General features: G+C 30.1%; 13 protein-coding genes. 2 read left to right on the forward strand and 11 right to left on the reverse strand.

Going from position 1 to position 15221, the window contains the following annotated elements; translation table 11 throughout:
- The 11 genes from J418_RS15365 to J418_RS0100055 all read right to left on the reverse strand — a co-directional run.
- Window positions 1-349, reverse strand: a 349-nt coding sequence (locus J418_RS15365; protein WP_017894493.1) for a transposase, incomplete at its 3' end; no start/stop codon positions are given.
- A 154-nt stretch (window positions 350-503) separates the two neighbouring features.
- Window positions 504-857, reverse strand: a complete 354-nt coding sequence (locus tag J418_RS0100010; protein ID WP_017894494.1) for a NifB/NifX family molybdenum-iron cluster-binding protein — start codon at window positions 855-857, stop codon at window positions 504-506.
- Window positions 858-886: 29 nt separating this feature from the next.
- Window positions 887-2242, reverse strand: a complete 1356-nt coding sequence (locus J418_RS0100015; protein ID WP_017894495.1) for a nitrogenase component 1 — start codon at window positions 2240-2242, stop codon at window positions 887-889.
- 1 nt (window position 2243) lies between these two features.
- Window positions 2244-3809 (reverse strand): nitrogenase component 1, encoded by a 1566-nt coding sequence (locus J418_RS0100020; protein WP_017894496.1) that lies wholly within the window; start codon window positions 3807-3809, stop codon window positions 2244-2246.
- 168 nt (window positions 3810-3977) lie between these two features.
- Window positions 3978-5222 carry a sensor histidine kinase gene (locus tag J418_RS0100025; RefSeq protein ID WP_017894497.1) on the reverse strand — a complete coding sequence of 415 codons (1245 nt, stop codon included), beginning with the start codon at window positions 5220-5222 and terminating at the stop codon, window positions 3978-3980.
- Between the two features lie 5 nt (window positions 5223-5227).
- Window positions 5228-5923, reverse strand: a complete 696-nt coding sequence (locus J418_RS0100030) for a response regulator transcription factor (protein WP_017894498.1) — start codon at window positions 5921-5923, stop codon at window positions 5228-5230.
- Between the two features lie 113 nt (window positions 5924-6036).
- The gene (locus J418_RS0100035; RefSeq protein WP_017894499.1) at window positions 6037-8556 is read right to left on the reverse strand and encodes an ABC transporter permease; all 2520 of its coding nucleotides are present in this window, start codon (window positions 8554-8556) and stop codon (window positions 6037-6039) included.
- A 17-nt stretch (window positions 8557-8573) separates the two neighbouring features.
- Window positions 8574-9260 carry an ABC transporter ATP-binding protein gene (locus tag J418_RS0100040; protein WP_017894500.1) on the reverse strand — a complete coding sequence of 229 codons (687 nt, stop codon included), beginning with the start codon at window positions 9258-9260 and terminating at the stop codon, window positions 8574-8576.
- Between the two features lie 154 nt (window positions 9261-9414).
- Window positions 9415-10224 carry a putative ABC transporter permease gene (locus J418_RS0100045; RefSeq protein WP_026142605.1) on the reverse strand — a complete coding sequence of 270 codons (810 nt, stop codon included), beginning with the start codon at window positions 10222-10224 and terminating at the stop codon, window positions 9415-9417.
- A 10-nt stretch (window positions 10225-10234) separates the two neighbouring features.
- The gene (locus tag J418_RS0100050) at window positions 10235-10930 is read right to left on the reverse strand and encodes an HAD family hydrolase (protein ID WP_017894502.1); all 696 of its coding nucleotides are present in this window, start codon (window positions 10928-10930) and stop codon (window positions 10235-10237) included.
- 3 nt (window positions 10931-10933) lie between these two features.
- On the reverse strand, window positions 10934-11740 hold the full coding sequence (locus tag J418_RS0100055) for a hypothetical protein (RefSeq protein ID WP_017894503.1): 807 nt from the start codon (window positions 11738-11740) through the stop codon (window positions 10934-10936).
- 445 nt (window positions 11741-12185) lie between these two features.
- On the opposite strand from J418_RS0100055, the gene J418_RS0100060 reads away from it, so the two are divergent.
- Window positions 12186-13394 carry a C40 family peptidase gene (locus J418_RS0100060; protein ID WP_017894504.1) on the forward strand — a complete coding sequence of 403 codons (1209 nt, stop codon included), beginning with the start codon at window positions 12186-12188 and terminating at the stop codon, window positions 13392-13394.
- 118 nt (window positions 13395-13512) lie between these two features.
- Window positions 13513-15207, forward strand: coding sequence for a M3 family oligoendopeptidase (locus J418_RS0100065; RefSeq protein ID WP_017894505.1), 1695 nt, complete (start codon window positions 13513-13515; stop codon window positions 15205-15207).
- The last annotated feature ends 14 nt before the right edge of the window (window positions 15208-15221 follow it).

Below are 15221 nucleotides of genomic sequence, written 5' to 3' on the forward strand. Positions count from 1 at the left end.
GTCCTATGATTTTTTTGTCTAATTCATTACAAACAATTTCATACTTTTTAACAACTTTAGGTTCAAAATCTGAGTTCCTATCCCTTGGTATATCCAGCTTTACATCACCAACACTACTTTTAATATTCTTCTTTGAATATCCATTCCTGTAATTTTTATAGTCTCTTTCCTCATCCCTCTCATATTTTTCTCTACCAAGCAGATCTTCCATTTCAGCCTCAAGCATATTTTGTATAACATCTTTCAGAAGTCTTTGAAGCAAACCATTTTTTCCTACTACATCCTCCATAGTCTTACATTTTTTAACCTCTTCTTTGTAATTAATATCTGGTATCTTAATTTCTTTCATTTGAAACATCTTCTTTTATTTTTAAGAATATTATTCCAAATATACCAATTAGTTATACAAAAATAATGGGTATAGATTTGGTTTTTACACAAATCTATACCCATTCCCTCTTATGAAAATGATTTTTATATTATACTATCTTTAATTTTAATCTCTAATTACAATATCTATTTATTTTATCTATCCTAGAATAGTATTTAATTAATTTTTTTATAGCACTGTCTATAGATTCTTCTATATCAAAAGCAGTAATTCCGTTTCCTGCTAGAAATCTGACAGCCTTCTGTCCTATCTGACTTACTAAAACTATCTTGCAGTCCAAAATATAATTAACTATAGAAAAAAATTTTTTATTATGATCTTCACTGTTGTCTATATTTACTTTTCTAAGTTCTATAAACTTATAATTTTTATCTTCCACTTCATATATATATAATTGATTTATTTGTCCAAAGTGCTGATTTACAAATTTTCCATCACTGCTTGCAACTGCAATTTTATAACTCATAAATATACCCCCATAATAATTAAATAACTCTATGATCCAAAACTTATTGAAGTGGTATAAATCTTTTCCAATAATGTCAAGGCTCCTGTATATCCAATATAACTTCTATTGAGAACCACCTCAAAAGAAGATGGACAACTAGTTTCTATTATTATCCCCTTCAATTCTTTAATTATGTCTCTTTCCCAGGCCGATGAAAATATTATTGGCGTGCTGTTTCCAAAGTCTGATTCTCTTAATTTCTTTTCAATAATATAGCCATCTTCAATGAATTCAACATCAGTTGAAACATCTGATGCCAGCCGTTTATATTCTTCTCGAATAGTTTTTCTATATTTTTCCGGTGGATTATCGGTTATAATTTGTTTTACTGGAATCAAACCTAACTGATTTACCAAAAATTTATTCAAAGCTATATTATAAGAGCTATCTCCTATAACTGCATATTTTGAAGGCAGACCAAACCAAAACTCGGAAAAGAAATCGGAAAAATGATCGAGGAAATAATAGTATCTGTTTTCTTCAATTTCAATAAATTTCTCTGATACTTCCTTATTTATTCCTGAAAATTCAACTACTTTTCTTATAAATTGCGTTGTTTCTTCTGCACCAATTGGAATAACAGGAATATGCAAATATGGTTGATTATATTTTTCCTTTAAATGCTCTGCAGTTTTAAGTCCTACCCATGGGGAAATCACCAGATTAAACTGGGCCTTGGGAATATTTTTCCATTCCCCTGCTCCCTTACTCTCTGAGCCAAATAATATATTAACTTTAAATCCAGCTCCTTCAAGTATTCTCTTTATTTCAATAAAATCTCCACGCCAATAGGTATTGAAATATGGTACTTCAGTCCAAAGGTTTATTAATCTATTTTCCTTTTCCCCATTATATTCTCCAACAAACTGATCTATTATGGCTTCAGTTACTATTTCATGTCCTATTAAATTGTTCCCTTTAAATCCACCAGTTTCTGCAAATACAATCGGATAACCTTTCTTCTGATATTTTTTGACTACAGAACCTACATCATCTCCAACCAGTTCTCCAATGCATCCACTTAACACAACAAATAGATCTCCATCCATTATTTTAAAAGATGACTTGATAAGATCCTCAAGTTTCTTAACTCCTCCAAATACAACTTCACTTTCTCCCGCATTTACACTTGGTATTACAGAGCCGCCACTATATCCTCCACCCTGATAGCCATTATTGTATGAAAGCATAAAATATTGTTTATCTGCACAACCCGGTCCACAATGTACCAATGGAATTCCTCTTGGAATTGCCGATACAGTATATGCTGCACCTATAGCACATCCATAACGTGGATGCACTATGGAATTAGTCTGCTCATTTGAATTTAGTTTTCCCAACATATTATACCTCCTGTTTTTCTTTCTCGTCTAAAATTTCGGGATGCTTTGCAAGAATAAAAGGATCCTGCTGGTCAAGCCACCATTTTGTATATGGCAACTTAACATGTCTGCTTAAGTTTTGTCCAAATTTCTTATGAGCAAGTACTTCAAGTAGAGCTTCTCCCAATCTTATTATACCTTCATATCCAAATGGAAGATGTTCATCACCTAAAGCAAATGCAGGAATACCAACTTTTGCTGCAAGTGGTGCCAATCCATTATGCCTTATAATTATAAAATCCGGCTTAACTCTTCTGAGCAAGCCATAAAACTGAAACTGCTGTGTCTTGCTTACTGTAAAATGCTCTACATCACCATAGTTATCAACTAAATGTTTTAATGTATCCTGTCTGTCGTCACCACTATCATAAACTGGATCATGATGAAATACCACGGAACCATCTACCTCTATGCCAAGTTCTTTTAAAACTGAAATAATACCATGAGAGTAAGCAGAACCTGTAGCAACAAAACCTTTTATTCCCTTGAATTTTTCTTTCAATTCATCTATTTTGGGATGTACTCTTTTATGTTCCTTTTCTATAAATTTTTCTACCTCATTTTCCTTGTGAACTATTTTACCTATTTCTCTAAGCCATGTATCCGTACCAATAAATCCATAAGGTTGTGGTGCTTTTATTTCGGGAACTCCATATTCCTGTTCAAGTGCTGCAGCCATATAAGAACCCAATGTATAACAAAATGTTGCAGATGCAGCTGCTTCCGAAGCCTGTTTTAATTCATCCACAGTAGCCATATCTATCATATAATTTACTCTAAGTCCTATTGGATTTAGCATTTCGCTGAAATAATCAGTACCCCATAGTGCTACAATGTTGATTAAATTCTTCTGTTTCTTGGGGTTTTTATTTACAATCTGTCTTAAGATTCCATGCTGGGAAATATCAAATCCTGTACTCCAATGCTTTGATCTAAATCCCTCACAAGCCAGTGGAATGACTGGAATTCCAAGTTCATCTTCAGCATTTTTTGCTACGCTTACTATATCCTCTCCTATAAGTGCTGTTGCACAAGCCGCAGAAATAAATATTGCTTTCGGTCTAAAACGTTCCCAGGCATCCTGTATTGATTGTTTCAGCTTTTGTGAGGCACCAAAGACCATATCTTTTTCTAAAAGGTTAGTGCTTACTACTTGTATGTTCTGTATCTTTTTACCTCTCCGCATTAATCCTATTCTATAACCTACATTAAATCTAGGATGGGCGGCAGAACAACCTATAGAAGAATGCTCAATCAAAATAGCATCTGGTATATTTCCTACTTGACATGCAACTATTGATTGACTGCACATAGTCTGTTGATTAAAAGGCATTTTTAATTCACATAATCTACATCCCGATCCATTTTTACCACTGCATTTTTTTTCTCTTCTAAGCGCCCTCACTTGATAATCTGATTCTTTTACCAAACTAGATGCGGTACCATCCCATGCAGTAATAGTTCCTAAACGTTTTTCCCTATTTTCAACATCTACAAGATCTAGATTTATTTTTTTGACTCTTCCCATTTTATATGCCATCCTTTCTATATTCTAATGTATAAAAAAACTAGAAACTTTGCCCTAAAATGCAAAGGGCAAAGTCTCTAGTTTTTCTAGTCAACTTTATGCACGAAATAAAAATATTTTTACATCATTTAATTATTATAGCTATGATAACAGACAAAATAGACCTTGTCAATAATAATTTAAGAAAGTAATTATAAATTTAGTTCCAATTCCAACTTTACTTTGTACATTTATAATTCCATTATGTGATTCTATTATAGATTTTGACAATGCCAGTCCTATTCCTATAGATTCGCTATTCCTAGATGTTTTGGCCTTATAAAATCTTTTGAATATATTGGGAAGATCTTTATCATCTATACCCTCTCCATTATCAGATATTGTAATCCTTTTATAAATTGGATTTTCCATAATATCTATATCTATCTTTCCTCTTCTTTGCGTATGTTCCACACAATTTTTAACAATATTAATCAATGCCTCACAAATCCAATCTCTATCATGTAAAAATATGACTTCATTGAATTGATTAAAGTTAACTTCTATTCTCTTATTTGCTATTTTTTCATCAAGGGCCTCTATGGAACAATTTACAGTTTCATTTAAACTCTGATATTCCATATTGAATTCTATTGATTTAGCATCCAGTCTAGCCAATTTCAATATACTCTTGATGAGCCAGTTCATCCTGTATAGCTGGTTTTTGCTATTTATTAAAAAAGTTGTAGATTGTTCTTTTGAAATTTTTTTATTCAAGAGAATATCATTATAAATTATCATGGAAGAAAGCGGAGTTTTCAATTGATGTGATATATCTGACAGTAGATCTACCAAAAACTGTTTTTCACTTTTTAGTTCATTTATACTATTTTTTATTATTTCTCTCATTGAATTAAATGAAGTTGAAAGTTTTGAGAAATCTCCCTCCTTATTCTCATTTATGGATATGTTATAATCACCGTCTATTATTTTTTTCGCACCCAAATTAATTCTTCTTATCCTTTTGTAAAAATAACCACATTGAATATAATTCAATATAAAAAATACAAATACCATAACCATAAAAATATCTGCTATATACCAATTGTATTTTTGATTTGATTTATTTATATATGGGAAAAGATTATTTTCCAATTCTTTGGTTAATCCATATTGCTTTAATATTCTCTCTCCCTCTTCTGCATCCCTATTATTTATCCCCTTTGTAATTATAGGTGCTATTTCTCTAATAATTTCAGGATTATTTTGTGATATTATTACAGTAATATAGCCAAAAGTTTTTATATAATCCTGTTTTAAACTATTCTGATACAATTTTAAAGTTAAAATTGTACCCAACATAAATATAATATTTAAAAATAAAAGAACTACTGAGCTTCTTTTAAGCTCTGGATTAACAAAATATCTTCTCATAGTTATTACTCCTTGATTACATTCTTATCCCACATATATCCTAATCCTCTTTGGGTTATTATATATTCAGGTTTTTGGGGATTATCCTCTAGTTTTTCTCTTATTCTCCTAATATAGACAGATAGAGTATTTTCATCAAAAAACCCTTCTTCTCCCTCAATTAAATTATTTAATATTTGCCTTCTCTTCATAAGGATTCCAGGTTTATTTATAAATATCAATAAAAGCTTGTATTCCTGTGCCGTAAGAAAAATTTTGTTACTATTTTTTGTTACAAGTGCATTTGAAGTATCTATAACTATATTTCCACTTTTAAATTTATTTTCTGAATATATATTCTTATAATTTCTCCTTAAAATTGCCTTGATTCTTGACAAAAATTCTCTTACTCCAAAAGGTTTGGTTATATAGTCATCTCCACCAATTTCCAAGCCAAGTACTACATTTGCCTCTTCATCAAGAGCTGTTAAAAACATTATGGGAATATCACTTTTACTCCTTATGTATTTACACAAGTCGTACCCACTTCCATCAGGCAAATTTATATCCAGAATAATCATATGGAACTTCTCACCTTCCATAAACTTTTTTGCATCTTTAATTGTAGCCGCTGTTAAAACTTCATATCCTTCATCTTTTAATGTGAATTCTATTCCAAGGGCAAGTGCACTGTCATCTTCAACTAAAAGAAGTTTATACATTTTCTCAACTCTCCTTTACGATTATACTTTTAAGTATAATTGTAATCTCTATACTTTTCCAGCCTTAAAACTGCAAACAATGCACAGCAATTTCATACTGTGCATTGTAAATTTTAATAGTCTTGTCTGATTGTATCAATTATATTTTCTCTATTTATTCTAGACAATGGTGAAAGTGTTGAAATATATCCTATAATAACAGCTGCAGCAGTTGCAATTATCATTCCACTCCATGGAACAGGCCAGGTAGATTCTCTTATTCCACTTATTCCACTATATATCATATATGATAATCCACAGGATATTATGGAACCATATATAATTCCAACTACTGCATATAAAAGTCCTTCAAGTGTTATCATTTTTTTCAATCCTCTTTGTGTCAATCCTATAGACTTCAATGCGGCAAATTCTCTTTTTCTTAGTATTATGTTTGTAGTAAGTGTATTTATGATATTAATACTCCCTATTATAGATACTATAACAACAAAACCATAAATCAGTATCTTTACTATTAAAACTGATGATTTTGTATTCCTATTCTGATCCAACTGGTCTATAACAGTAATTGACGGTATAGATTTTGTTATATTCTGTATTTGTTCTTTTGCTCTATTTTCATCATTTATATTTTTTAAAACTATATTTAATGAATTAACATTTAGATTGCTATTAGACATCAGCTTCTTGGCCACATTTTCTGTAGTAATAATTTTCAGTCCATTTTGTACTCCCCAAAAATCAAATGGATCATCTTTCAATATAGCCATAACAGTTACCTTATTTATCTTTGAATTGTTTACTTTTAAATCAGTTTGCTTGTTAAACTGAAGCTCTATTTTGTCACCTACTTTTATATCAGCTATTTTTCCATAACGCTGTTTATCAGTCTTTTCATTCACAATTCTATTTTTTTCTATTAGAATAATTCCATTTTCATTATTTAATTTGCCAATATCAATACTTCCTGATTTTATATATTTTCTAGCCGACTTCAGTGAATTATTATCATATACATCAAGTCCACCTGTCATTAAAATCTTATTATATCCATTCAAACTCACATCTTTATAAATACTGCCTAAATCTCTTATTTTACTTATTCCACTTTGAGGATCTATAAATTCATTAAATTTATAGTTATCATATACTTTGTATACTTTTTGCACAGTATTCAATTTACTTATATCATTTATAATACCGGGATTTATAGTTGAATTTTTTGAGGAAACATTACTATCCATTACTACAGAAAAATGTATATTCTTTGATTCATTTAGATTATCTGAAACATTAAGTGTCATATCCATAAAGGATTTAAATGTAATAAACAACACTACGCTTATTACTATAGAAAATACAGTTATTCTATACCTCTTTCTATTCCTTTTAATGTTCTTGTAAGCCAAGTCTCCTTCAAACCCAAATAATTTTTTTACAATTGTATTTTTCCTTCTCTTTATCTTCTCCTTTGTAATTGAAGTTCTGCCATTTATGGCAACAAGTGGAGAAATTCTACCTGCAAACAGAGCCGGCAAAAATGCAGATAAATATATAGATACTAGAGCCACTGCGGCGCTTATAATCATAACCTTAGGCGATATTGCTAGCTTTATATGCATAACTGAATCTCCACCTATGGCCTTAAATACAATTTGAATTATATAAATGGCTATAATGCCTAAAATAACTCCTAATGGTATTCCTATAATAGAGAGAATAGATGCTTCCCTAAATACCATTTTTTTAATTTGTGAAGGTGTCATACCTATCGCCTGCAAAAGTCCAAACTGCTTAATTCGTTCAACTACACTAATTTGAAAGGAATTATATATGACTGCGATAGTTGCAATTACCACTATTCCAATTATAACTGCTATCGAACCATATATCTGTGATAACCCTGAGTTTCCATCACCTCCACCTTCCATATCTATAAGAGGGGAATTATTTACGACAGAAGCTGTGTATTTTCCATTTATTTTTACATTTTTACTTTTTGGCAGAGCATTTAATTCTGAAACTGCCTTTCTCAAATTTGTCTTTGGACTTATTTCTGCAATAAGTACTGCATTGCTTTTATCGATATTATTAACTTTTGATAAAAATATACCGCTTTTTTCTGTCTGACTGGACACAGTATTTCTAAGTATTCCTACAAGTTTATATTGCCTGCCTTTTATTATTATTTTATTTCCTAATTTAGTGCCTTTTGCCATATACCTAAGAACCCAGTCTTCTATGGCTGCTTCATTATTATTTTCAGGAAATCTTCCCGACTCTATTTGATAATGCAGAAGTTCCAATGCTTTACCTGTAGCCTTAATTGGACTAATACTTATATTTTTATCCACCTTCACCTGTTTATCCATTTCAAAAATTCCACTTCTTGAAACCTTGGGATTGCTATTTACCTTTGCAATCAAATCATCATCTGGAGCTTGATACATAACATGCCATGACCCATAATCATTTTTTATACTTTCAATTTCAGCATTCTGTATGCCTACAATAAAAAAGCCTATGGTAGATATGAGTGCAACCGACAGAACTATTCCAACAATGGTGAGAATACTTCTCTTTTTGTTTGATTTAAGATATTTTACCGTAAGATTTTTATAATTCTTTATCATATTGAATCACCTACTTCCTAGTTGTTTTGCATATACTTATCTGATATTATTTGTCCATCTTCAATAGTAATTACCCTGTCAGAAAGGGATGCTATACTTATATCATGAGTGATGAGTACAAGTGTCTGATTGTATTTTTTAGCTGTGTATTTTAAAAGTTCAATAACTTCCCTGGAATTTTTACTGTCCAGATTTCCAGTAGGTTCATCTGCAAATATTATGGAAGGTTTATTTAGAATAGCCCTTCCAATAGATACTCTCTGTTGCTGACCTCCTGAAAGCTCAGAAGGAAGATGATTTCTCCTATTTTCAAGGCCGAGTAATTGTATAATATCATCTAAATACTTCTTGTCTACCTTCTCATTGTCCAGAAGAATAGGAAGTGATATATTTTCCTCAACATCTAGAACAGGTATCAAGTTAAAAAATTGAAATATAAAACCTATTTTTCTTCTTCTGAATATGGCAAGTTTGTCTTCTTTATAGTCGTATATATTTTCTCCATCAATTATAACTCTCCCATCAGTTGGCTCATCAAGTCCACCTAAAAGATGTAAAAGTGTGCTTTTGCCAGAACCTGATGCTCCTACAATCACTACAAATTCTCCTTTATTTATAGATAAATTTATGTTTTTTAATGCATCTACTCTATTTTCTCCCATTCCGTATGTTTTCGTTAAATTCTCTACTTTTAATATCTCCATAATGTTTCCCTCCCAAATAAAGTATAAGCAAATTAATGTTATCACTCCATATCTATTTTCTTACAAAAATAAGCTACCATCTTACAATTTTGTAATTTTAAAAGTAAAAAAAGCTGTGCCAATATATTTTTATCAGCTTCAGCTTTTTATATATTTACTTTTTAGCAGCATTTCTCTTTAATTCATTTAAAGCCTCAAAGTACTTATTCGATTTAATATTTGGAAATGCCTTTATAAGCCTTCTATGCAAAGGATTTCTCCTATCTGTAAGCTTTTTATATGTTTCTTTAAGTTCGATTATATCTTCAGAAAAATCATCATATTTTTTTCTAAATTCGGCAGATTGATATTCGTATTTTCTTTTAAGTTCAATTGTATCATCAGATATATTTTTTCCAATGGTATCTGATTTTTGCTTTATCTTGTCAGATATTTCATGTATTCTTTTCAATCTGAAATTCAGTTTTAATACAGTATCAATAGTAGCTATACTATCAATAACAAATAAAACAGCTGTGCAAAGCAAGAAAAAAGCACCTATAAATTGAGGTATAAATTCAATAAAATTTTCAACTAAAGGATGAATAATCCTCATTACCAAAACACATGCTATACCCCATGCCAATGAAAACTTCAAACAAATATAGCCTTTAATATTGAAAGGATATTTAGAATAGTCCCACCATTTATTGTTAAATATTTTTTCAAGTATAAAGCCAGTCATGTATTCCAGGAGAGATGTAATAAAAATTGAAGTAACAAATAATAAAATCAGATTATTTTTAAAAGGTGTGAGAAAATCTATAATAAGTACCGCTCCTATACCATATATGGGGCAAATAGGTCCATTTAAGAATCCTCTGTTTACAAAAGTTCCTGTGTTTACTGCAGCATAAGCAACTTCAAGACACCATCCAAGGATCCCATAGATGGTAAAATAATATAATATATTTACATTTTCCATAAATACTCCTTTATAATATTCTTTTAAGTTCTGTGAATTCATATATTTTTTTGCAATCAATGTCAAAACATCTTTTTTTATCTAAAAATATACTTCTAATTCCAACTCTGCGGGGTCCATCATAGTCATTTAGAAAACTGTCACCTACAAATATAATTTCTGAAGATAAAAAACCTGATGTTTTTATAGCTTTCAAATATATATTTTCATGTGGTTTTCGCCATCCTTGCTCAGCAGAATTTATTACAAAATCAAAATAACTTCTTATACCTGTATATCGAAGCAGATCCTCTATTCCACCTTTTATCTTGAAATTTGATACTACACCTAAAGTATATTTAATATTCAGATATTCAAGTGTTTTTTTAACTTTATCAGCAACATAACATCTTCTTCTATAATTTTTCCAATAGCTTTTTAGAAGTAAACCTACCACTTCTTTTCGTTTTGAAGTATCCCTTTCCATTTCTAGAAACATGTATTCATAGAGCTGCTTAAAATCATACTCTCTATACTCAGGTAATTTACCATCAATATTACTTCTTGCATCAATATAAGCTTTATAGAATGAATTAAAATCTTTAAAATATTTTTCACATCCTGAATTTTCAAATGCCCATAGTGCATAATCTTTTTTATCTGGAAGTTCAAACATGTCTATTAAAGTTTCCATACAATCAAATAGTATGCATTTTATACCTTTCATATTTTACACCCCTTTCCTTATAGTTAATAAAACCAAACTTATAAAAAAAGTTATTAGAGAAAATATTACTGATACAATCAAAAGACTGGTTATTACTATATTATATTTTATTATATTAAAGGTATCTATATATTTGGCAATTCCCAATGCATTCAATATTAAAAATACTAAAAATATAATTCCCAAGCCGCTTGAAGCACCTTTTATATCAGCAGAACTCAACGCTATATGAGAACATATACATATTGATACAAATAAAAATATATAAAAATATGGATTTTGAAAATTATCAATTGAAAATATAGCTTTTACAAGTTTCCAATATGAATTCAATATAATTGTAATGGCAGATTTGTCCAAAGTTTCTAAATGAATATTTCTACCCATAATATGAATAAAACTTTCATAGGTTTCAGGAATCAGAATATACATCAATGCTATCATTGAACCAATTCCTCCAAGTATAGGTGCTACTCCTATAAAAAAATTTCCTACTTGTTGATAAATACTGTTTTGATTATAACTGTGCTCCACATATCCCATTACTCCATAGGCATCTGGCCTTTGAAACAATTTTATAGACATAATATTATGTCTGAATACAAGTGCTGCAACAGCATGACTTAACTCATGTACAGGTACTCCTATAACTCCAGTCAACATTATGGATTTGCTTCCCAAACTTCTTTGAAAATTTCTTATTGAATAGTTTCTGAGAATTCCAAGGAATAATCCTATCAATATAATTATTCCTGTAAAACTAATTGTTTCTATACATGCTTTAAGCAATAATTGTAATAAAAAATTCATTTATATTTATCTCCCTGTAGTTATAAAATATAGTATACTATATTTTAACATAAATTAACTATATTCTAGTCATAAAAAAGACAATTTCTTCTCAGAAACTACCTGTTTTTTATTTGTATATGCCAATATAAACTAAAATTACATTTTCAAAAATTCTGCTATATCCTGATGTTTTTTATCATAATATAGAATTGTGATTTTGCCTATTCCTGCTAATCCACTTATTTTTTATATTATATATTCGATGATATTTACTTTTTGGCAGATTAAATGTATACATTTACTTTATACTAATGTCAATAAAATTTTGTAAATTATTAATTTTGAATATTAATGCAAAAAGTGTTATATTATCAATTTTAGTGCTATAATAGAAAACGTAAACTTAAAATCAAACAAATTAAATTTATAAGTATTTAACAATTACTTAAGAGGAGGTAGAATTTTGAACAAGAAAACCATATCTGTTTTAATTGCTTTAACATTAGCATTTTCAACGGGAGGAAGTGTATTAGCTGCATCTAATAGTGAAAAAGGTACAAGCCCTTCTATAACTGCAGTTAATCAACAGAAGCAGGATCTACAAATTAAAGTCGAGAAATTAGATGATCAAATATCCCAGGTAATGGATCAAATTAGCCAAAATAAAAAGGATATTCAAAATATAAGTAGTGATATATCTGCAAACAAACAAAAATTAAAAGAATCAGAAGATAGTTTGAATACTCAAGAACAACTGCTTAATGATAGAATGAGAGCCATGTACATAAATGGTAACAGCAGCTACATTGGTGTAATATTAAATGCAACTGATGTAAATGATTTTATATCAAGAGTAGAAACCGTAAAAAAAATTGTAAGTTCTGATAAACAAACGATAGCAGACTTAAAAGCTAAACAATCACAACTTGCACAAGAAAAACAAGAGCTCAGTAATCAAAGCAGTAAACTTTTAGCTTTAAAAACTGATAATGAGAATAAATTAAACAAGCTAGAAAATGACAAGGCAGCACAAAATAAATTAATAGCTAGTTTAGATGAAAAAGAAAAAGAATTGGAAACTTCTGCAGAAAATGTCCAAGATACAAAAACAGTAGCTGTAGCTGCAATCAATGTTCAGGAAATCAGAAATGATGCACCAAAAATAACAACAAACTCTAACTCACAATCTGATGTTAAAAGCTACTCGCAAACACAAACAGCTGCTCATGTATCAAGTGAGAAAACCTCACAGGCTATTGCGGGACAAGCTAGCAATACTCAAGCAACTGCCTCCAATCAAACTGGTAACAATACGCAATCAACAGTGTCATCAAATTCAATAATAGCATATGCCTCTAACTTTTTAGGAACTCCTTATGTTTGGGGTGGTACTACTCCAGCTGGGTTTGACTGCTCTGGATTCGTTCAATATGTATATGCCCACTTTGGTATCTCCCTTCCAAGAATTGCATCAGATCAACAAAATGTAGGTACTCCAGTATCTAGAGCAAATCTTCAACCAGGGGACTTAGTATTTTTCGGATCACCTGCATATCATGTAGGAATATATGTAGGAAATGGTTCATACATAAATGCACCTAAGACCGGTGACGTAGTTAAAATAGCATCTGTAGACAGATCAGATTTTAGCGGTGGTAGAAGAGTTAAATAATTTTTAAATATAAATATTCCAATATAATCATGTGATTATATTGGAATATTTTTTATTTCCAATTTTTATGTATTTATACTATAATACTATTATATTAAAGTCACTGGAGGAATATCAAATGAAATTTAATGAGTTTAAATATGAACGACCAAATTATAATGAAGTAAAAAAATCTCTTTATAATCTCATAGAAAATCTAAAAAATACTGATACTGCTGAAAAACAATATGAATACATTAAAGATATAAATAAGATAAGAAATCACATACAAACTATGGGCACATTAGTAGAAATACGACATAGTATAAATACTCAAGATAAGTTTTATGATGGGGAACAAAATTATTGGGATGAATACTCCCCTCTATATGATGAATTGAACTCAGTATTTTATAAGGAACTAGTCCAGTCAAAGTTTAAAAGTGAACTAGAAAAAAAGCTTGGCAAACAATTTTTTACATTGGCAGAATTTTCATTAAAATCTTTTTCACCAGATATAATAAAGGATCTTCAATTAGAAAACAAATTAAGCTCAGAATACACAAAACTAATAGCTTCTGCAAAAATCTCTTTTCAAGGAAAGATCAGAAACCTTTCAGAATTAAATTCTTTTATTCAACACAGTGATAGAGAAATACGAAGAAATGCTTCAGATATCAAATATAAATTCTTTAAAAATCATGAAGCTGAAATTGATAGAATATATGATGATCTTGTAAAAGTTAGAACCAAAATTGCCAGAAAACTAGGTTTTAAAAACTTTGTAGAGCTTGGTTATATACGTATGAAAAGAAGCGATTATAATCCTGAAATGGTAGTTAACTTTAGAAAACAAGTTCAAAAATATATTGTACCTGCTGCATCAAAACTCTATGAACGACAAAAAGAAAGACTTGGTCTTGATACTTTAACATACTACGATGAAAAATTTGAATTCAAAACCGGCAATGCAAGACCAAAAGGCAATTCAGAATGGATTCTTTCAAATGCCAAAAAGATGTACTCCGAACTTTCCCCGGAAACGAATGAATTTTTTAATTTTATGCTCCAGGAAAATCTTTTAGATTTGGTTACTAAAAAAGGTAAGGCTGGTGGAGGTTATTGCACATACATACCTGATTACAAAGCTCCATTTATATTTTCAAATTTCAATGGAACATCTGGAGATGTAGATGTGCTTACTCATGAGGCTGGTCATGCTTTTCAGGTTTACTCATCCAGATGGATTGAAATACCTGAATGTAATTTTCCAACTTATGAAAGTTGTGAAATACATTCAATGAGTATGGAATTTTTTACATGGCCATGGATGGACTTGTTCTTTAAGGAGGATGCTGACAAATATAAATTTGCCCATTTGGGAAGTGCTATAAAATTTATACCTTACGGAGTAACTGTAGATGAATTTCAACATTATGTTTATGAAAATCCCAATGCAACTCCTTCAGACAGGAAGTCAGCCTGGAGAAAAATAGAGAAAAAATACTTGCCCTATAAAAATTACAATGATTGTGGTTTTTTGGAAAGAGGCTGCTGGTGGTTCCAACAATCACATATATTTAATGTCCCATTTTATTATATAGACTATACTTTAGCACAAATATGTGCCCTTCAATTCTGGAATAGAGCAAATAAGAATAGAAATGAAGCATGGAATGACTATATAAAATTATGTAAAGCTGGTGGAACCAAATCATTTTTAGAATTAGTTGAATATGCCAATTTAGAATCCCCTTTTGAAGATGGTTGTATAAGTTCAATTATAAATTCCATAAATAATTGGCTTGATTCAGTTGACGATAAAAATCTTTAAAAACAAAGAGCCTT

This window comes from Clostridium tyrobutyricum DSM 2637 = ATCC 25755 = JCM 11008 (genome assembly GCF_000359585.1).
Taxonomy (GTDB): Bacteria; Bacillota; Clostridia; order Clostridiales; family Clostridiaceae; genus Clostridium_B; species Clostridium_B tyrobutyricum.